A 21,415-nucleotide genomic window follows, 5' to 3' on the forward strand; every position below is an offset into this window, starting at 1 on the left:
ATCCTCAAAGGAAACACAAGATGGAAACATTGGAACAAACGGTAAAAACGAACTTCCCGGTAACCGGCATGAGCTGCGCAGCTTGCGCCGGTTCCGTGGAAAGCATGCTGCAGGCGCAGCCGGACATTATCTCCGCCGCCGTCAACTTCGCCAGCAGTTCCGTGCTGGTGGAATACGCTCCCGGAAAGGCCAACCCGGCCGAATGGAAAAAAGCGATCCAGTCAGTAGGGTACGACCTCCTCACCGAAAATATGGAAACCGGGCTGGAAGACCACCAGCGCGCCCATTACGCACAACTGAAAAAGCGCACCATCTGGGCCGTGCTGTTTTCCGTGCCCCTGGTGGTGATCGGGATGTTTTTCATGAACATGCCCTACGCCAACTGGATCATGTGGGCCCTTTCCACGCCCGTGGTGCTCGTGCTCGGCCGTCATTTCTTCATCAACGCCTGGAAGCAGGCCCGCAACGGCAAAGCCAACATGGATACCCTGGTGGCCCTCAGTACCGGGATCGCATACGCTTTCAGCGTCTTCAATACATTGAACCCCGAATTCTGGCATAGCCGCGGCCTGCACCCCCACGTGTATTTCGAAGCCGCCGCAGTGGTGATCGCATTCATCCTCCTTGGTAAGCTCCTCGAAGAAAGGGCCAAAGCCTCTACTTCGTCCGCCATCAAGAAGCTCATGGGCCTGCAACCCAATACGGTAGTGCGCATCGCGGCCGACGGACAGGAAACCGTGGTTCCCCTCGCCGAAGTGCAGGTGGGCGACGTGCTGCTCGTGAAGCCCGGAGAACAGGTGCCGGTGGATGGAAAACTGGTGGGCGGAAAATCTTATGTAGACGAAAGCATGATCACCGGCGAGCCCGTGGCCGTAGCGAAAGAGCCCGGTTCCGAAGTGTTTGCCGGTACGCTGAACCAGAAAGGCAGTTTCCGGCTGGAAGCCGCGCAGGTAGGCGGCGCCACGTTGCTGGCGCAGATCATCCGCAAGGTGCAGGAAGCGCAGGGATCGAAAGCCCCCGTGCAGAAGCTCGTCGACAAAGTAGCCGGGATCTTCGTACCGGTGGTGATTGGCATCGCATTGCTGGCCTTCGCTTCCTGGCTCATCTGGGGCGGGGCCAACGGGCTGACCCAGGGCCTCCTGGCACTGGTGACCGTGCTGGTGATCGCATGCCCCTGTGCGCTGGGGCTCGCAACGCCAACCGCCATCATGGTGGGCATGGGCAAAGGCGCTGAGAACGGAATTCTTATCAAAGACGCGGAAAGCCTCGAAAAAGCCTATCGCATCCAGGCGCTGATCCTCGACAAGACCGGCACCATTACCGAAGGGAAACCCGCGGTAACCGGCGAAGCCTGGCTGTCGGAAGAAGACCGCCTCATGTTTTCCGGCGCTTTCCTGGCGCTGGAGCGCGAATCCGAACATCCGCTGGCCGAAGCCGTGGTGAAACAGTTACAGGGCATCACACCTGAAAAGCTGCAGCATTTCGAAAGCATTACCGGCCGTGGCGTAAAAGGAAGCGCCCTGGGCAAAGGGTTCTTCGCCGGCAACCAGCAGCTCCTGGAAGAAAACGGTATCCGCATCGCCGATTCCCTCAAAGAAAAATCAGACGAATGGCTGAACGCCGCTTACACCGTGATCTGGTTCGCCGATACACAGAAAGCACTGGCCGTGATCGCCATCGCCGATAAAATAAAAGACGGCTCGCCCGAAGCCATCCAACAATTGCAGGACATGGGCATCGAAGTATACATGCTCACGGGCGACAATGCCCGCACCGCCGCCGCGGTGGCCGCACAGACCGGGATCCGCAACGTGAAGGCCGGGCTCATGCCCGACGGGAAAGCCGCCTTCGTCCAGGAACTGCAACGGCAGGGCAAAGTAGTAGCGATGGTGGGAGACGGGATCAACGACAGTCACGCCCTGGCACAGGCCGATGTGAGCATCGCCATGGGGAAAGGGACAGACATCGCGATGGACGTGGCCATGATGACGCTCATCTCTTCCGACCTCCGTCATATCCCGAAAGCGATCCGCCTCTCGCGGAAAACGGTGCGCACCATCCGCCAGAACCTTTTCTGGGCCTTCATTTACAACGTGATCGGCATTCCGGTGGCAGCGGGCGTCCTCATTCCCATCACGGGCTTCTCGCTCGATCCCATGTTGGCCGGAGCGGCCATGGCACTGAGTTCCGTGTCGGTGGTGAGCAACAGTCTCCGGCTTAAATTATCAACTATTTAATCAAACATATAAATCTATCGAATCATGCAAACGCTCAAATTCAAGACGAATATCAATTGCAGTGGCTGTGTTAAAGGAGTTAGCCCGGCGCTGAACGGCGAAAAGGAAATCGCACACTGGGAAGTAGATACCAACAATCCCGATAAAATACTGACCGTTTCCACCAGCACGCTCACAGCGGAAGAAGTGGAAGAAACGGTGAAAAAGGCAGGATTTAAAGCAGAGAAGATCTAACGGAAACGCATAGTGTATAGTGTGACATCAGACCGGTTGCGGCCTTCGGGGCGTAGCCGGTTTTCACATTAGGGAAACGTATCAAGTCCCGGAAAATTCTTTACGAAGCGATCCGGTTGATGTATTATGTGACGGCGATGTGGAAAACGGGACAGTCTCGCATCCTGCATACGGAAACCATAATTACCTTGCTATGATGAATTGGATGGTACGTTTTTCGAAAGTTAGTATGATGGCCGCTTTGGGCGGTATAATGTTTTTGATCGCCGCCTGCGGCAAACTAAAGGAATGGCGTATGAAAAAAGCGGTAGAGACCTGGGACCGGAGGATCTCAGAGTACAGGCCGGAGAACGGCGTTTGGCATCTGATGGCGCCGGGAGTGGGCGGTTTCGTGTACCCGGCGGGGATCGAAGCCCAGGCCGTGGATTTGATGCTGACTGACGTGCTGATGGCGGAACACATCCTCCGCTCACAATTGCCTTTGCTGGACACGCACACTACTTACCCCTTGCCGCCCGTTCGGTGGAAACTTCACCGGTTCATCCGGCAATACAGGGGCTTTCGGGATAATGACGGAAAGTTGCATGTTCATATTAATGCGGTTTGGGATGATGAGCGTGGAGACAATGGATGGATCGTAATACACGATGGCGGCAATTTTTACTGGCAGGTTTGGGTGGACGTGGATTCTGGCCGATTGTACGATCTGATGATCAACGGGGAAGCCTGATTATGTGGGAATTGCGCCTGGAACGCCCTCATGGCGCTTCTCCGGAAACTGCAGCGGGGAACGCGGGCTGGTGGTTCCTTTTGGGGCGATTTGACGGGAAATCCGCCGCAGGCAACGGGTACACGAAGTGCCGGAGGGGCGCCGGGCATCTTCGTACCTTTAATTCCATCAAAATACAGGCGTATGAAAGTCATTTATAAGAAACTGGGGCGCGAAAAGGCCTTCGGTCTTTCGGACTACGGCTCAAATACGATTGTAATAGACAGCAGGCTGAAAGGGCGCAAACATCTCGAAGTGGCCCTCCACGAATCATTGCACGTGTATTTCCCCGAAAAGAGCGAAACTTTTATCACCAACACCGCCCGCAGGCTCGCCAACATCCTGTGGCGGATGAACTATCGCCGGGTCGATAACTCGGTCGGCATTTAGCCTTTCCCTTCCTTTCCTGGCGCCGCCGGCCCTGCCGGCACGGAATTGTCATGAATTAGATACGGAAATCCGCTTTTTACCTTAATTTCCCGGCTGTAAGCATATTGTCAACCTCTTGCCGGAAGGTTACCCGGTCAAACCGCACTAAAAAATGAAAGAACAGAAAGGCCAGGAAATGAAAAGATTATCCCTGAAAGATGTGGCGCGCATGGCGGGCGTTGCTCCTTCTACCGTGTCGTTCGTTCTCAACGGAAAGGCCCGGCAGATGCGCATCAGCGAAGAACTGGCCGAAAAAGTGATGGCAGTAGTGAAAAAGACCGGGTATCAACCCCACTCCGTGGCCGTCAACTTGCGGACAGGCCAGTCCAAAACCCTCGGTCTTATGGTGGAAAGCATCTCCGGAAGCTTCTTCGCCGCCCTGGCCCGGGTCATCGAGTCGGAAGCCGACCGCTACGGCTACCATATCGTGTATTGCAGTACGGAAAATAATGCGCAGAAAGGCGGGGAACTGATTAAAATGCTCAGTCGCCAGCAGGTAGACGGTTACCTGATCACGCCCGCCGCCGGCATGGAGAAAGATATCCAGCAACTGATCGCCCACAAACGGCCGCTCGTGTTGATGGACAGCTACTTCCCCGAAGTGCAGGCGCCGCATGTTTTGATCGATAATTACGCCGGTGTGAAGCAGGGCATCGAGCACCTGGTAGACCGTGGCGCGAAGCAGATCGGTTTCGTGACGGTGGATATGGAATTGGTGCAGATGCAGGAGCGCATCAAAGGCTACCGCGAAACGCTGCGCCATCATGGGATTCCCGTGAAGAACAAGCTCGTGCTGGAATTGCCTTATAATGGCGATAAAGACGAATCCGTCCGCAAGATCCGCCAGTTCATTCAGGCGAACAAAGGGATCGATGCGTTGTTTTTCGCGACGAACTACCTGGGCATCCTTGGGTTGGAAGCCCTTGCAGGACTGAACCTGAAAATCCCCGACGATATAGCGGTGGTGTGCTTCGACGATCACGATATTTTCCGGTTGTACCCGCCCGGCATCACGGTGGTGCAGCAGCCGATAGAGGAAATCGCGAAAACGGCGATGCAGTTGCTGATGAACCAGTTAGACAAAAGTCAGCGTGCATTGCGCAAAACGAAGCTGGAGCTGCCGGGCAAGTTCATCAAGCGGGGATCTACGTGATAGTGACTTCCTTCTCTATTTGAAATTCCGATGCTGTTACATCTTTCTGGTACGATGAAACGGTTTAAAATGATCACGCGGATGTGATAATTTCGCTGCCGTTATGCAGCAGTTTCCGTTCGTCATTTTTCCTTCCAAAAATTTTTGGAATCGATAAATTAATTCTACATTTACGTCACGCCTATTCATCAAGGCTTTTTTTAAAACCCTTTGCTAAATCGATTTTGCTGTTTAGCATTGTGTTAAAAGGAGAGGAGATGGCGGGGTGGGACCTGACAATGAATGTAACAGTCGGGGGATGAAGTGCTATACCGCTTTATTCCCGCACCAAATTCTACGATCGGTTATGAAGGGATGGGCGATGCCTGTCCGTACACATTTGCTGACAAGGAAAAGCTTTTATCGAAAAACAGCTTGATTTTTTGTGACACACAGGAAGATTTGCTACACACATCCAGTGCGATCTCCTATTGTAAAACTCAATTACACTTATCGATGACGAACTAGCCAACGGCATCCAGGATGCCTCCCAAAAAACCAAGACGCCTTTTAAAACCATTTAGCTAAATCGATTTTGCGTCTGGCCGAGCGCCAGGGGCATGGCGGTTTGCTGCCCAATTCGTTCGGACCGAAAGTCTGCGCACAGGGATTTTTTTCCTTGCCGCTTCGACGGATCGTCCGCACCCAGGAAACTATTGCCTTTACCGCTTCGACGAAATGCCGGGGCATGGGGATTTATTGCCCTGCTGATTACCGGTAATGAATTGTGGTGATTGTAGCGACTGAAAATCCAACCGGAAGTGAATTGTAAAAAATTGCTTCAAAAGGAAACCTGCATGGTAAACTTTTGTGACGAATGTAGTGACTGAAAACATGCAAAGTAATGTGATGATTTTTTCAGTTTGAAGGCCGGCCGGTAAAGGGTTGTAGCATTTATAGCGACTGAAAGCCTGCAAGGAAATGAACTAACCGCCCGGGCCAAAAGCCCGCGCACACCGATTATTTAGCCAAGTAAAAATTCCCTGTCCGCAGGGACCAGGACATCCTATGCCTGTATTTTCTTAACCAAATCAATAAATTGCAATGAACACCGCATCCACGTTTTCCAGGCGTGTAGGCTGGATGAGCGTCTTGCTCGCGCTCGTCTGCTCCGTGGCTTTCTCCCAATCCCGTACCATCAGGGGGAAAGTGACAGACGCCAGGGACAACACGCCGCTTCCCGGCGTTACCGTGAAAATCGTCAACGCCGCCGCCGGAACGGTCACCGGCGCAGATGGCACCTATTCCATCTCCGTTCCCTCCGCCAGCTCGCGGCTGGAATTCAGCTTCATCGGCTACGAAACACTCACCCTCCCCGCCGGCGCCAGCGGCACCCTCGACGTGGGGCTCCCCCTTTCTTCCAAAAACCTGGAAGACGTAGTGGTAGTCGGATACGGCACCCTCAAGAAAAAGGAAATCACCAACGCCGTCACTTCCCTCAGACCCGAAAATTTTAACGCCGGCGTGGCCCGCAGCCCGCTCGATCTTATCCAGGGGAAAGTGCCCGGGCTTTCCATCACCCGCGCCAATGGCACCAACCCCAACGGTGGCGCCACTTTCCAGATGCGCGGCATCACCTCTCTCAATGGCTCGCAGGAACCCCTCATCGTTATCGACGGCGTCCCCGGTGGTAACCTCGACCTCCTCCAGCAGGAAGACATCGCCTCCGTAGACGTGCTCCGCGACGGCTCCGCCGCCGCTATCTACGGCACCCGCGGCAATGGCGGCGTGATCCTCATCACCACCAAAAAAGGCCGCGGCGGCGCTCCCCAGTTCAACCTGGCCACCTTCGTGCAGCGCGACTACGTAGCCAAAAAGCCCCGCTTCCTCACCGCCGACGAATTCCGCAAAATCGCGCCGAACGCCGACGAAGGCGGAAACACCGACGTGTACGACATGCTCCTCAACAAAGACAACCTTTCGCAGTATTACACACTCAGCGCCACCGGCGGCAATGAAAAGTCGAACTACCGCGCAGCCGTGTATTACAACAAAGGAGAAGGCATCGCCAAACGCAACTACCGCGACCAATACGGCGGCCGTATCAACGTCAACCAGACAGGCGTAAACGGCAGGCTCGTCCTGCAATCGAACCTTTCCGTGAACTTCAACAAAGCCGACCTCCTCGGCGGCAACAACGGCGACTTCGAACAGGCCGTGCAGCGCAATCCTACTTCCCCGCTCATGAAAGACGGCAAATACGTAAACCCGAACGGTTTCAACGTATACAACCCCATCGCGCGGCTGGAACAGGAACTGTATTACCGCGACCAGCAAACGCTGCAGGGCGATGCCAAACTGAGCTTCGAAGTGATCAAAGACCTCCGCGCCAGCGTGTTCGGCGGCATTTCCCGCAACACCTATAACGACCGGCAGTTCCGTACCAAAGACTCGAAGTCATCAGTAGACTCCTACGAAGGCCGCGGGTATGCTTATAAAGGCAATTACATGTCGCTGGACAAAACCCTGGACGTCACGCTCGACTACTTCAAGCGGATCGATAAGCACCAGGTGACGGCAGTAGCGGGTTACAGCTACTTCAACAGCACTTACGAAACGTTCAACATGAACAACTCCGGCTTCCTGACAGATGGTTTTCAGGACTGGAACATGGGCAACGGCCTCTTCCTCCGCGAAGGCAAGGCCGGAATGGGCAGCTATAAGGCAGAACATTCGCTGGTGGCGTTCTTTGCCCGCGCCAACTACTCTTTCAACGATAAATATTTTGCGCAGGCCATTTTCCGGTATGAAGGGTCTACCCGTTTCGGGAAAGACAACAAATGGGCGAAGTTCCCCTCCATTTCTGCCGGTTGGAACCTGCATGAGGAAGATTTTATTAAATCGACCGGATGGGTGGATCAGCTGAAACTGCGTGTGGGGTATGGTGAAACGGGCAACTCCGGTTTCGCCAACTACAATTCGCTGACGCTGATGAGCACCGGTGGCGCTTATCCGCTGGACGGGCGCTATCCCGAAACGGTGGGCCTTTCCCGCAATCCCAACCCGCGGCTGGGCTGGGAAACGAAGGCGGAATGGAACTTCGGCCTCGATTTCTCGCTCTTCGATAACAGGTTGGGCGGCTCGTTCGATGTGTACAGGAGAACGACGGGCGCGCTCCTCGGCAACTACGATGTGCCATTGCCTTCCAACGTGAACGATAAAATGTGGTATAACCTGGGCAGCATCCGGAACAAGGGTTTCGAGATCGTGCTGAACGCCGTTCCGGTGCAGAAAAAGAATTTCACTTACAGTACAGACATCACGTTCAACCGGCAGAACAACACCATGACCAAAATTTCGGGTCCCGGCTACCGGATCGAAATGCTGACTTTCGGGGGATTGCCGTCTCCGGGTAACCTCGGGCCTGCGATCCGCGTAGTGGAAGGCAGCGCACTGGGCAATTTCTACGGGAAACGTTTCGCCGGGTTCACCGCCGAAGGGGACTTCCTCTTCTACAAAAAAGACGGCTCCACCGGCAAGGCGGGCGATATCAAAGAAGAAGACCTTTCCGTGATCGGGAATGGTGTTCCGAAGATGATGATCTCCTGGAACAACAACTTCCGTTACAAGAACTGGGACTTCACCATGTTCTGGCGCGGAAAGCTGGGCGTGGATTTGCTGAACCTGCAAGACATGTATTTCGGCAATCGCAGCTGGCTGCCCAATAACCTGCTCATGGTGGCGCTGACGAAACATGCACAGGTGAAAGTGCCCCCGCAGTATTCCGATTATTACCTGGAACCGGGCGGGTTCGTGAAGCTCGACAACGTGACCATCGGCTACAAATTCCCCGTGAAATCCGGCGTGATCCGCCAACTCAGGGCATATGTTTCCGGCAGGAACCTGGCTACCATCACCAAATACTCCGGCCTCGACCCCGAGCTGCAAGACAACGGGATGACCACCGGTATCGACAACCGCGGGTTCTATCCGCGCACCCGTTCGTTCACCGTCGGCCTTAACCTGGGCTTTTAATTCACCGAAACCGAAGAAATCTTATGCAAAAGAAACATATCGTGCTGGGGCTGACCGCGCTGTTGTGCGGAGCGGCTTCCTGCACCAACCTCGACGAAAAAGTATATTCCGAGCTGGTTGCGGACAATTACTATAAAAACCGCACCGAAGTAATGACCGCCGTACTGCGTCCTTTCACCCATGCCAATGCCTGGGCCTCACCCACGGGGCAGGTAGGGTACTGGCGCGTGAGCGAGCTTTCCGGCGACCAGCTTGCCTGGCCGCAGAAAGGTATCCACGGGTTCGACGGCGGGCAATGGATCCGGCTCCATAATCATACCTGGACGGTAGACGACGATGTGGTCTGGAACCCCTGGCGGCTCATGTATTGGGGGCTCGGGTTTTGCAACAGCACCATCGGCGACCTGCAGAAAGTCGATTTCACCAAGATCGGCATGACGGAGGCAGACAAGGTGTCGATCATCGCGGAAACGAAGGTGCTGCGCGCCTGGCATTACCTCCGCCTCATGGACCTCTACGGGAACATTCCCATCGTAACGGAAGTGGGCGTGCCGGCTCAGCCGAAAGTGGCGCCGCGGAAGGAAGTCTGGGAGTTCATCGAAAAGGAGATCCGGGAGAACGTGGAACAGCTGCAGCCGCTGGGGCCGTCGATGGTAGGAAGAGTGAGCAAGGCCGCAGGATACGCCATGCTGGCGGAATTGTACCTGAACGCGCAGAAATGGGCGGGCGTAACGAAGTGGGACGAATGTGTGGCCGTCTGCAACAAAATCCTCAATGGGGACGGGGGCAGCCTGAAAGGTGCGGCGCCTGCGCTGGAGACCGATATCATGAAACCTTTCAATAATGTCAATCACAATTCACCCGAAAACCTATTCCAGATTGCCTATAACTTTACAGTAGGCAAATTCCGTTTCGGTTGGAATGGCGACCTCTGGCATTACGAGCAGCGGCAGGCGTATAACGCCACCGAGCGGGGGAATAACGGCATCGTGGTGATCCCTACGGCGTTTGACGCGTTTGCCGATAACGACCTCCGGAAAAAGCAGTGGATGTTGATCGACACGCTGAAGAAACACCCGGCTGTGCGAGCCAATGTAGCGGATTCGGTGGTGATGGCGACGGAAGAGTATAAGAACAAGCCGCTGGTGTTCGTGAAGGAGATCCGCCGCAATTCGGAAGGCGAAACCGGCGCTGGTGGCATGACGAGAGGGGAGGAGAACAGCGGTGCGCGCTTCTCGAAGTACCTGCCCGGCGCCAAGGATGACGCCGAATATTGGAATAACGATTTCGTGCTGTACCGCCTGGCGGAGATCGTTTTGAACAAGGCCGAAGCCATCATGCGGAAGAACGGCGGGGCCGCAAATGCGGAGGCTGTGGCGCTGGTAAATTCGGTGCGTCAAAGAGCGTTTACGGCAACTGATTGGCCTTCAGCGGCTTATACAACCGCGACATTAACTTTGGACGAACTTTTGGCAGAACGCGGAAGGGAATTTATTTTTGAAGGGAAAAGACGCCAAGATTTGATTAGGTTTGGTAAATTTACGACCGCAACATGGTGGGACCATGCTGCGACGAGCGCCAAAGCCGAATTATTTCCGATACCGGGCCGCCAGATCAGGCTAAACCCCAATCTGGAACAACATGAAGGCTACAAATAGGCGTCGAATGAATATGTGCTTATCATACAAACAATAAAGAGTAGCATCTAACGGCTGGCCCATTCCTGGGCCGGCCCCTTTCTTTTACAAAATCGATTTTGCAACATGAATACATTTCGCTGGTGCCTTGTCGCATTATGTGCAGGCTTTCACGCAAACGCTCAGACCGTAACAAAGATCACAGATCCCGTGGAGTGGGTAAACCCCCTCATGGGCACAGATTCGAAAGGCAGCTTGTCTAACGGTAACACCTATCCCGCCATCGCCACCCCCTGGGGCATGAACTTCTGGATGCCGCAAACCAACCAGAACGGAAACGGATGGGCCTATCAATACAGCGCCGACAAAATCCGCGGGTTCAAACAAACCCATCAGCCCTCCCCCTGGATCAACGATTATGGCCAGTTCTCCCTCATGCCCGTCACCGGCCGCATGAAATTCTCGCAAGACGAACGCGCCAGCTGGTTCTCCCACAAAGCGGAAACCGCCAAACCTTACTATTATAGCGTTTATCTCGCAGACGCCGACGTCACCACCGAGATCGCCCCCACCGAAAGGGCCGCGCAATTCCGGTTCACCTTCCCCAAAACCGATAGCGCTTTCATCGTGGTAGACGCCTTCGACCGGGGCAGCTATATCAGGATCATCCCCTCCGAAAGGAAAATTATCGGTTACTCCACCCGCAACAGCGGCGGCGTTCCGGAAAATTTTAAAAATTATTTCGTGCTCGTGTTCGACAAGCCCTTTGCCCTCGCCCACACCTGGGACGGCAACCGCCTGGCCAAAGACACGCTCGAGCTCAAAGCCGGCAACGCCGGCGCTATCATCGGCTTCGCCACCTCGAAAGGGGAAAAAGTACTCGTAAAAGCCGCCTCCTCCTTCATCAGCCACGAACAGGCCGCCCTCAACCTCCAGCGCGAAGTAGGGGCAGACAGCTTCGAGGCCACCAAACAGAAAGCCAAACAGGCATGGAACAAGGAACTGGGCCGCATCGTTCCGGAAGGAGGCACCTCCGACCAGGTGCGCACCTTCTATTCCTGCCTCTACCGCACCCTGCTCTTCCCCCGCAAATTCTACGAATTCGACGCAAAAAACCAGATCGTACATTACAGCCCGTACAACGGCCAGGTACTCCCCGGCTACATGTTCACCGACAACGGGTTCTGGGACACCTTCCGCGCCGTATTCCCCTTCTTCACCCTCATGTACCCGGAACTGAACGGCCAGATCATGGAAGGCCTCGCCAACACCTACAAGGAAAGCGGTTGGCTGCCGGAATGGGCCAGCCCCGGGCATCGCGACTGCATGATCGGCTCCAACTCCGCTTCCCTCATCGCCGACAGCTATCTCAAAGGCATCCGCGGGTACGACATCGAAACGCTGTACCAGGCGCTGCTGAAGAATTCCGAGAACGAAGGGCCCCTCAGCTCCGTAGGCCGCAAAGGCGTGAAATACTATAACAGCCTGGGATACGTGCCCTATGACGTCGATGTCAACGAAAACGCCGCCCGCACGCTCGAATATGCGTACGACGATTTCACCATCTATAAACTCGCCGTGGCACTGAAACGCCCGCAGGAAGAGATCGAACGGTTCAAAAAACGCAGCCAGAACTACCGTAACCTCTTCGATCCGGAAACAAAACTCATGCGCGGAAAGAACCAGGACGGAAAGTTCCAGGCGCCTTTCAACCCCTTCAAATGGGGCGACGCCTTCACCGAAGGCAACAGCTGGCACTACACCTGGTCCGTGTTCCACGACGTGGAAGGCCTCGCGCGCCTCATGGGCGGCCGCCCGCAATTCGCGCAGATGCTCGACTCCGTGTTCGTGATGGCGCCGGTTTACGATGAAAGCTACTACGGCTCCGTGATCCACGAAATCCGCGAAATGCAGATCGCCAACATGGGCCAGTACGCACATGGCAACCAGCCCATCCAGCACATGATCTACCTCTACAACTACGCCGGCCAACCCTGGAAAACCCAGTACTGGGTGCGCCAGGTGATGGACCGCCTATACCATTCCGGCGCCGATGGCTACTGTGGCGATGAAGACAACGGCCAAACATCCGCCTGGTACGTGTTCTCGGCAATGGGCTTCTATCCCGTATGTCCCGGAACAGACCAGTATGTGTTAGGCGCGCCCTTGTTCCCGAAAATGACGGTAACGCTGCAAAACGGTAAGAAATTCGTGATCGAAGCACCGGGCAACAGCAAGACGAACGTGTATACCCAAAACGTTACGCTGAACGGCAAACCGCTCAACGCGAACTGGATCAGCCATTCGGCGATCCAGCAGGGCGGTGTGATGAAAGTATCGATGGGGGCTAGTCCTAATAAACAACGGGGCACAAACGAGTCTGCTTATCCTTATTCGTTCACAACAACTGGAAAATAATCAAGATCCTGGAATAGTAGCAATCTATGCTATTTCATTGTTCACTGTAAATTTCGCATCCCGGTTCTCCGGGATGTTTTTTTTGTCCCTACTTCGCCGGTTTTGCGCTCATGTGAAACACCAGCGTTCCGCCGTTCATGATGTCGTCGTGGGAGATGAAGCGGTTTAACACTTTACCGTTCAGCTCGGCCTTCCTTACGTACACGTTCTTCGCGCCCTGGTTAACGGTTTTGACGTTGAAAGTGCGGCCGTTTTCCAGTTTGATCTCCGCGGAAACAACGGTCGGGCTGCCCAATGCGTATTCCGTGGAACCGGGGCAAACCGGGTAGAAGCCCAGCGCGGTGAAGAGGTACCAGGCGCTCATCTGCCCGCAGTCGTCGTTGCCGCCAAGGCCGTCTGGCGTGGGTTTGTACATTTTTTCGATGATCATCCGCACGCGTTCCTGCGTTTTCCATGGCGCGTCCGTCCAGTTGTACAGATAGGCCGCGTGATGTGCGGGCTCGTTGCCGTGAACGTAGTTGCCGATAATGCCTTCGCGGGTAATGTCTTCCGTTTCGGCGAAAAACGCGTCGGGCAGGTGCATGGTGAACAGCGAGTCGAGGTGGCCGGTAAACTGTTTCTTCCCGCCCATCATATCGATCATTGTCGCAGGCGCATGGGGCACATACAGACTGTAGTTCCAGGCGTTCCCTTCGATATAGCCCTGCCCGTGAGTGCTCAGTACGTCGAAATCCTTGCGGAACGTGCCGTTGCTGAGGCGCGGGCGCATGAAGCCGGTGGTGCCGTCGAACACGTTGCGGTAATTTTCCGCGCGTTTGGAGAATTCCGTGTAAAGGTCGTTCCGGCCGAGTTTTTTCGCGACCTGCGCAATGCACCAGTCGTCGTACGCATATTCGAGGGTCTTGGAAACGGAAGAGCCGTTCTTATCCTCCGGCACATATCCCAGTTCCATATAATAACCGATGCCGTCGTAAGGTTTGTAGCGGGCGGTGGCGGCACAGGCTTCGAGGGCCTGCAGGGCGTCGTACCCTTTGATATTGCCTTTCATGATGGCATCTGCGATCACCGAAACGCTGTGATAACCGATCATGCACCAGTTTTCGTTGCCCTGGTGGCTCCAGACGGGCAACATTTTGTGCACGCTTTGGTTATAATGTTCCAGCATCGATTTCACCATGTCGGCATTCCGGCCGGGTTGAAGGATGTTGAAAAGGGGGTGAAGGGCGCGATAGGTGTCCCACAGCGAGAAAGTACTGTAGTTCGTCCAGCCCTCCGCGCGATGGTTGTTCTGGTCGATCCCGCGGTAAGTGCCGTCTGCGTCGGCGTAAGTGGTTGGGCCGAGATACGTATGGTACAATGCCGTGTAAAAGTTGACGAGATCGTCTTCCTTCAGCATATCCGCCTTCACTTTGGAAAGCTCGCGGTTCCAGGCGTCGCGGCCCTGGCGGCGCACGGCGTCAAAGTCCCAGCCGGGATTCTCCGCGCGGAGGTTGTTCAGCGCGCCTTCCGTGCTCACGGGCGAAAGTGCCATTTTCACGGTCACGGCTTCGCCGGGTTGCGCGTCGAACCCGAACCAGGCACGGATCTGGCGGCCGGCCATTTCGGGGAAGTTCTCCGTCTGGTTGAATTTGCGCCAGAACCCTTTGTAGACGTCGCTGGCCAGGTTCTGATGGCCGTAGCGGCGGATGGGTTTGGAAAAGGTCATGGCGAAGTAGAGCGTCCGCGTACGGGCCCAGCCGTTGGTTTGGCGGTAACCGGTCACGAGGGTGTCGTTTTCCACCCGTACGAACGTCCACACATTCTTGTTTGTGTAGTTGTAGAGGTTGGCCATGAGGTCGAGCACGATATGCGGGTTATCGCCCGAGGCGAAGGTGTACCGGTGCATGCCGGTGCGGTTGGTGGCGGTGAGCTCGGCGGTAATGCGGCTTTCGTCGAGCAGCACCTTGTAATAAGCCGGTTCAGCGGTTTCGTTTTGATGGGAGAACCTCGACCGGTAACCGTTTTCCGGATGGTCGGCCGTTCCGGGATTGAGCTGTACGGGGCCGTTGGCGGGCATGATGAGGAAATCGCCCAGGTCGGAATGGCCGGTGCCGCTGAAGTGGGTGTGGGAAAACCCGGTGATGGTAGGGTCCTGGTACTGGTAGCCCGCACAGTAACGGTACACGTCCGGGTTGTATTTCCCGTTCATTTCGTACGGGATGGTGTCTGTGTCCGGGCTGAGCTGCACCATGCCGAAGGGGACGGTGGCGCCGGGGTAAGTGTGCCCCATTTTGGCGGTCCCGATAATGGGCCTGACGTACCGGGCCGGGTCCTGCGCAAACAGGAGCGCAGGGGCCAGCAACGCCAGGCTGGTAATGAATAAACGCATGAGTAAGGAAGGATTGATTATTGTAGCCAAAGATAACAAAATCGTTTTTGCACCCATAATTCAGGCAGTTTGCGGATGTTTTGTTAGATTACCGGTTGAATTTTTTTTCGGACGATACACCCTGCGGGGATGCAAATTCCATCTATTAATGTAACACCACTGAGTCTATGGCAGAAAATTTAGATCATATAAGGCAGTTGTACCTCCAGAAACTGGCAGGAGCTACCACCGAAAGTGAGGATGCCGAACTGGCCGCGGCATTGACCGATCCCCGGATCCGGAAAATGTGCGACGAGCTGGACGAACTCTATGAGTCGCCCGAAATGAAGGAACTGTTACGGGAGCGGCCCACCAATAAGCGGTGGGACGAGCTGGCGGCGCAGGCGATGGAAAGCGCCGGGCGCGCCGGGCGGACGATCCGGATTTTCCGGTATGTGGCCGCGGCTTCCGTGGTGCTGATGATCGGGGCGGTCGTTTATACCCGGTACATCCATCATCCGCAGCCCGAAATCCGGGAAATGGCCCGCCTCTCGCCGGAATACGCTTCCGATGAGGTGACGATCAAAATGGCCGGCGGCGACCGGATCCCCCTTTCTCCCAATTCGTCGCGCCTGGTGTCGCGGGTGAAATTGCGGATGGAGGGAGACAAATCCATCAAATATGAAGACCCGACCGGGCAGGCCGACGGCTGGAACCAGCTGGAGGTGCCACAGCGGCTGGATTGCAGGCTGGTGCTGTCTGACGGCACTGAAGTGTGGCTGAATTCCCGGAGCTCGATCCGTTTTCCTTTCACCTTTACCGGCAACAGGCGGGAAGTGGAGGTTACGGGCGAGGCATATTTCAATGTATCCCCCGATGCGGGCAAGCCGTTCGTGGTGCTGACGCCGCAGGGTGAAGTGCAGGTGTTGGGAACGAGTTTCAATGTGAACACCTATGAGCCCGGTAAGGTGGTGACTTCGCTGGTGAGCGGAAGCGTTCGCGCGGAGGGGCACGGCGGTACGGCTGTTTTGAAGCCGGGGCAGGAAGCGGTGTGGACGGAGAATAAAGCCCTGGAAGTGGTGCGGTTCGAGCAGCGTGACAAGCTGTCGTGGATGCAGGGGGTATATTATTTCAAGGCGGCTGATTTCCGGGAGATCGCCAAGATGGTGGAGCGTTGGTATAAGCTGGAGCTGGTGGTGGATAAACCGGAGCTGGCGGCGCTGAAGTTCGATGTCAGGATGGATAAGAACAAATCGATCGATGAGTTCATGAACATTTTGAAGGTCATGAACGGGTTGGATTACCGGATCGAGGGGAAGGAGCTGCACATATTCTAATGTATTTCACGCGAATCACGACCATATATTAATTTTTTCATTATGGAAAATTCATATCTGACGAACCGATTGCAGTACATTTTCCTGACAGATAACCTGAGTTGGGACGATTTCGTTCATCGTGCGGGGGAGAATGGTTCGAACCTGCGGGAGGAGCTGCTGGATTTGCTGGAGGAGTCCAGCGAGTTATTGTCCAGGATCGGCTACCACCTGGAGATCATCAAGAACAATGAGCATATTCTCTAACCTGATTGTTAGTTATTCCCTGAGTTAACCATTATATTTGTTTTACGGGGGTGCATGTTAGACATGACCGGTGTCCATTAACGCGAGATTAACATTTTCGCTTTTTATTGCATGCTGTTTTTTCACTAACTTCAGTGAAGAAATTTTCCGTATAAGCATATGATTGATACATCTGCGACGATTCCCGGAAAATAGACGTTCGGGGATACGGGTGGGTGGTTTTTAACAGATCAAAAACATTGACGCGTAATTTATATGCCGGAAGAATCGTTCTCATCACATCAGGATCATGAGTCTGGAGCAATGCTGGCATTGGTCCGTGATTTGTTCGCACAACATCGTAAGGCGTTGATTGTGGAGGCTACGCTTATTCTGAAGAATATCTGGGAGGCGGAAGATGTGGTGCAGGATACGTTCGAAGTGATTTTGAAAGGCGGCCACCTGAGCAAGGTGGAGCCGGACAAATACCATGCTTACCTGTACCGGGCGGTGCGCAACAATTGTTTGAGCACACAGCGGAAGGCGGTGGCGGATAAGCGGAAGAAAGACCGTTTCGAGGAAACGGAGCCCAGGTTCGAGCCCGGCGAGATGCTGGAGGCCTGGGATACGCGTCAGCGTTTACGCGACGCGGTGAAATCTTTACCGGAGCAAAGGCGGTTGGCGTTCGAGAAAACGTACCTGGAAGGGAAACCGCACCGGCAAGTGGCCATGGAAATGGAGCTGAAACTGGAAACTGTGAAAAGCCACATCAAGATCGCGCTGAAGAACCTGCGCGATCGCCTCAAACACCTGCGATAAATTGCCCTTATGGTTGGGCCTATCATCTACACAAACTTGTTAGCATGCTTGGACAAAAACAAAAATCCTATTTTTGACAATAGGATTTTTGTTCATTTTATGAGACAACCCCCGGTTTCCCACATGGCCCATCTCCATGTTAAGTACCCCGGAGTCTGCTGCCAGAACGAACGAAGTACAAACAACCAAAATTTGTAAATGATTCGCATGGGCAAAATTGCAGCGATTCTGGTCCACACCTTATTAGTTACCATGTTCTTGAGCGTGGGCAGTCCGTCCCGCGCCCAGCAGGAAGCGCTTCCGCCGCCGCAAAACGTTCCTAAAGGACTGACGGTTAGCCTGTCGGGCACGTTTACCGTTGCACAGATATTCGATTCTTTGCACCGGCAGACCAATGTGTACGTCAACCGCAATCACGAGATCATCGATTTCGACCGGAAGTTGACGGTCCATTTCCGCAATACGCCTATCCGAGAGGTGATGGAGAAGGTATTGGGGGATCTGCCGATCGATTGGATGATCACCGGGCTCGATATTGTGTTATTCCCCAGCTCCACGCCGGTGCGCCTGAAGGAGGAAACGATCACGGTCACGGGATTGGTGATGGACAAAGACGGGGTTGTGTTGCCGGGCGTCACGATCATGGTGAAGGGGGAACCGAAGGGCGGGGTAACCAACGGGGAAGGGCGGTTCCGGATCGAGAAGGTGTTGCCGAAATCCACCTTGGTGATCAATTCCATCGGGTTCCTGAGCCGGCAGTACCGGTTAGACGGGGAGCGGAAAGTGACGTTCATCCTGGAACCGGCCGTTTCACAGATCGAGCCTGTGGAGATAACGGCGAACACGGGGTACCAGGTGCTGAAGAAGAAGGAGACGCCGGGGGCTGTAGCGGTGATTGACAGCGTTTTTATTAACCGGTCTACAGGGTTGAGTATTCTTGATCGGTTGGAGGGTGGAGCTAGTGGTATTCTAATGTTTAGGACGGCAGCTTTATCGCAATTCGTACCAAAATTACCTCTGGCCGCAGACATGGGAATGTATATTCGCGGACTCAGTACTATCAACTCAAATCGTGTAAATCCAAATCCGCTGTTCGTTTTGGATAATTTTCCATATGAAGGGAATATAAAGAATATCAATGCTAATGATATCGCCAGTATAACAATTTTGAAAGACGCAACTGCAGCAGGAGTTTGGGGGGCGCGAAGTGGTAATGGCGTAATTGTATTGACGACGAAGAAAGGCCAATACAAAGAGAAAATGAAGGTCGACTTCTCAACGAGCCTGACATTTGTAAAAAAGCCGAATTGGCGTTACGATCGTTCCAATCTGAATGCCACTGATTATATTGAAGTTGAAAGATACTTATATCAGCAAGGGTATTTTGCGTCCGACTTTGCAGATCAAACTAACTTTTATCCTATATCACCAGCTGTGGAGATTTTTGATCGTCGCGCTAAGGGGGAGTTAACCCAGGCCGAAGAAGAGCGTTTGTTAGATAGACTGAGGAAGAATGACTTGCGAGCTGATATTGCTAAATATTCTTACCGGAATGCCTTAAATCAACAGTACTCAATTAGCGTAAGAGGGGGGACTAAGGACTTCGCCTATTATGTTTCACTCGGGCACGATAGAAACCAGGCGAATATGGTAAGAAACCGAAACGAGCGAACAACGATAGTTTCTTCTAACCAATTCAAGCCGATTAAAAACTTGGAGGTTACTGCAATGCTTAATTACAGCCAGCAGAAAATTGAAATGGGGAATGAAATTAAGGCAAATAACATTTACATGATGGGAGGAAAGTACAGATTCCTATACCCATATGCATCACTATATGATGAAACAGGAGCAGCTGCAAGTTATGCGAGAGATATAAGGAAGAGTTTTGCCGACAGTATGCAATCTTTAGGATTCCTGGATTGGAGCTTCAGGCCGGCCGAGGAGATATATAATACTCATAACAATTTCTCACTACAGAATTTGTTGCTGCGAGCTTCTGTTAAGTATAGCTTCCTCAAGTGTTTTAATATTGACCTAAGTTATCAGAATGAACGGCAGATGGTTTTCTCCCAAAAATATTCGGATGGAAATTCAGCTTACTCCAGAAATCTGGTTAATACATTCTCCGTTTACAACTCAAACACAAGAACGATAACCCAAGGGCTGCCTGAAGGGGGTATTATGGCGATTAGCGACTATGATTGGCAGGCAAATAGTCTGAGAGGAAGCGTAGGTTTTCAAAGACAATTGAATTCACATATTATTAATGCAACAGTTGGGGGCGAAATTAGGGAATTGTCTGCTTCAGGATTCGATAGGGTGAATGTCGGCTACGAAAACATTAAAGGGATCCCAGTAACTAACCTGAATCCAAATATTAGTCTTCCACTAACGCCCACAGGAACGGCAACAATCAACGATAAAATTAGTCTCAGTGGGGAAAATGAAGGGTTATTAAACAGGTATTTATCTTATTATGCGATAGTTAATTATAATTTGTTAAGGAAATACGATTTCACAATCCTAGGAAGGAAAGATGGAACTAATTTGTTCGGTGCGCGGACAAATAATCGGATTCAACCTTTTTGGTCGTCTGGTGGTGGTTGGCATATTGATAAAGAGGCGTTTTTTAGGTCTAAGTTGATAAACCAGTTAAGATTGCGAGCTTCTGTAGGTGAGAATGGAAATATCTACAATGGAAGTGCATATGTAACAGCAAACCGGGGTACGGATCAGCTAACAGGGTTACCTAATAGTATTATTGCGAATCCAGCCAACGAAGACTTGAGTTGGGAGAAGGTGAAAATACGCAACCTTGGAGTAGACTTTGCAATATTGAAGCATCGCATTTCGGGTTCATTAGATGTGTATTCAAAGAAATCTTCTGATCTGGTTGAACAAATTAATCTGGCTCCTCAAACGGGATATACATCTGCATTGGTTAATTCTGCCGCAATGAAAGTGAAAGGATTGGAAGTGACTTTGAATGGAAATTTAAAGATAAGGAGATTGGATTGGTTTACGAAGTTGTACATCACTTACATGAAAGATGAATTGGTGAAGTATGATAAGGCACCGGTTAGACAAACCATGTTTTTGAATGATCCTGGCTTCGAAACAATTTTGGTGAAGGAGCATTCATTGAAAGGAATATTTAGCTATAGGTGGGCGGGCTTAGATCCTAAGACGGGCGATCCTCAAGGGTACTTAAATGGTGAGGTAAGTAAGGATTATACTAGGATATTGAACAACATTAATCCAGATAGCTTGAATTATCATGGTTCCGCGGCACCACAATTGTTCGGTATTTGGAGGAACGACTTTACCTTCCATAATTTTACATTTTCCTTCAGCTTAAACTATAAGTTTAAGTATTTCTTTCGTCGGCCTACAACCGAAATCAACTATGCTGACATAATTGGTAAGCTTCCCAATGAGGACTATGGCAAGAGATGGCAGGTTCCTGGAGATGAATTACGTACTAATGTGCCAAGCATTGTTTATCCTGCTAACATTTCGCGTTCACAATTCTATCAGAGATCAGCGGTATTGGTGGAGCGGGGAGATCATATACGACTACAGGATATACGCGTTTCTTATCTTTCCCCAATGAAAGAAAATGGTTTTATTAAGAATTTTGAATTTTTTGCCTATTTAAACAATCTGGGAATATTGTGGCGGGCAAACAAATATGGGTTGGATCCGGATGTTGCGCATTTAAGCACATTTACGAATTTTAATCATATACCTAGCCCGTTTTCTGCATCTATTGGTTTAATTATGAAACTATAAG

Annotated in this window: 13 protein-coding genes; 12 read left to right on the forward strand and 1 reads right to left on the reverse strand. The window is 52.8% G+C overall.

Features of this window, described 5'->3' with window-relative positions; all coding sequences use genetic code 11:
* The first annotated feature begins 20 nt into the window (after positions 1 to 20).
* The 8 genes from WJU22_RS09660 (at position 21) to WJU22_RS09695 (ending at position 12,891) form a co-directional block, all read left to right on the forward strand.
* On the forward strand, positions 21 to 2,237 hold the full coding sequence (locus tag WJU22_RS09660) for a heavy metal translocating P-type ATPase (protein WP_341843033.1): 2,217 nt from the start codon (positions 21 to 23) through the stop codon (positions 2,235 to 2,237).
* A 24-nt stretch (positions 2,238 to 2,261) separates the two neighbouring features.
* Positions 2,262 to 2,471: a heavy-metal-associated domain-containing protein gene (locus WJU22_RS09665; RefSeq protein ID WP_341843034.1), complete on the forward strand. Its 210-nt coding sequence runs from the start codon at positions 2,262 to 2,264 to the stop codon at positions 2,469 to 2,471.
* A gap of 295 nt (positions 2,472 to 2,766) precedes the next feature.
* Complete coding sequence (locus tag WJU22_RS09670; RefSeq protein ID WP_341843035.1) at positions 2,767 to 3,201, forward strand: hypothetical protein; 435 nt, start codon at positions 2,767 to 2,769, stop codon at positions 3,199 to 3,201.
* 183 nt (positions 3,202 to 3,384) lie between these two features.
* Positions 3,385 to 3,630, forward strand: coding sequence for a hypothetical protein (locus WJU22_RS09675; protein ID WP_341843036.1), 246 nt, complete (start codon positions 3,385 to 3,387; stop codon positions 3,628 to 3,630).
* A gap of 151 nt (positions 3,631 to 3,781) precedes the next feature.
* A complete protein-coding gene (locus tag WJU22_RS09680) occupies positions 3,782 to 4,822 on the forward strand; it encodes a LacI family DNA-binding transcriptional regulator (RefSeq protein ID WP_341843037.1) in 1,041 nt (346 codons plus the stop codon).
* A 1,083-nt stretch (positions 4,823 to 5,905) separates the two neighbouring features.
* Complete coding sequence (locus WJU22_RS09685; RefSeq protein WP_341843038.1) at positions 5,906 to 8,836, forward strand: SusC/RagA family TonB-linked outer membrane protein; 2,931 nt, start codon at positions 5,906 to 5,908, stop codon at positions 8,834 to 8,836.
* 23 nt (positions 8,837 to 8,859) lie between these two features.
* The gene (locus tag WJU22_RS09690) at positions 8,860 to 10,494 is read left to right on the forward strand and encodes a RagB/SusD family nutrient uptake outer membrane protein (RefSeq protein ID WP_341843039.1); all 1,635 of its coding nucleotides are present in this window, start codon (positions 8,860 to 8,862) and stop codon (positions 10,492 to 10,494) included.
* 105 nt (positions 10,495 to 10,599) lie between these two features.
* Positions 10,600 to 12,891 carry a GH92 family glycosyl hydrolase gene (locus WJU22_RS09695; protein ID WP_341843040.1) on the forward strand — a complete coding sequence of 764 codons (2,292 nt, stop codon included), beginning with the start codon at positions 10,600 to 10,602 and terminating at the stop codon, positions 12,889 to 12,891.
* 88 nt (positions 12,892 to 12,979) lie between these two features.
* Here WJU22_RS09695 and WJU22_RS09700 read toward each other — a convergent pair whose 3' ends face one another.
* Positions 12,980 to 15,259 carry a GH92 family glycosyl hydrolase gene (locus WJU22_RS09700; protein ID WP_341843041.1) on the reverse strand — a complete coding sequence of 760 codons (2,280 nt, stop codon included), beginning with the start codon at positions 15,257 to 15,259 and terminating at the stop codon, positions 12,980 to 12,982.
* A 167-nt stretch (positions 15,260 to 15,426) separates the two neighbouring features.
* Here WJU22_RS09700 and WJU22_RS09705 point away from each other — a divergent pair, with 167 nt between their 5' ends.
* The 4 genes from WJU22_RS09705 (at position 15,427) to WJU22_RS09720 (ending at position 21,414) form a co-directional block, all read left to right on the forward strand.
* Positions 15,427 to 16,575, forward strand: a complete 1,149-nt coding sequence (locus tag WJU22_RS09705) for a FecR family protein (protein WP_341843042.1) — start codon at positions 15,427 to 15,429, stop codon at positions 16,573 to 16,575.
* A 42-nt stretch (positions 16,576 to 16,617) separates the two neighbouring features.
* Complete coding sequence (locus tag WJU22_RS09710) at positions 16,618 to 16,821, forward strand: hypothetical protein (RefSeq protein ID WP_126245188.1); 204 nt, start codon at positions 16,618 to 16,620, stop codon at positions 16,819 to 16,821.
* Positions 16,822 to 17,145: 324 nt separating this feature from the next.
* On the forward strand, positions 17,146 to 17,619 hold the full coding sequence (locus WJU22_RS09715; protein WP_341843043.1) for an RNA polymerase sigma factor: 474 nt from the start codon (positions 17,146 to 17,148) through the stop codon (positions 17,617 to 17,619).
* Between the two features lie 642 nt (positions 17,620 to 18,261).
* A complete protein-coding gene (locus tag WJU22_RS09720) occupies positions 18,262 to 21,414 on the forward strand; it encodes a SusC/RagA family TonB-linked outer membrane protein (RefSeq protein WP_341843764.1) in 3,153 nt (1,050 codons plus the stop codon).
* The last annotated feature ends 1 nt before the right edge of the window (position 21,415 follow it).

Source organism: Chitinophaga caseinilytica (assembly GCF_038396765.1).
Taxonomy (GTDB): Bacteria; Bacteroidota; Bacteroidia; order Chitinophagales; family Chitinophagaceae; genus Chitinophaga; species Chitinophaga caseinilytica.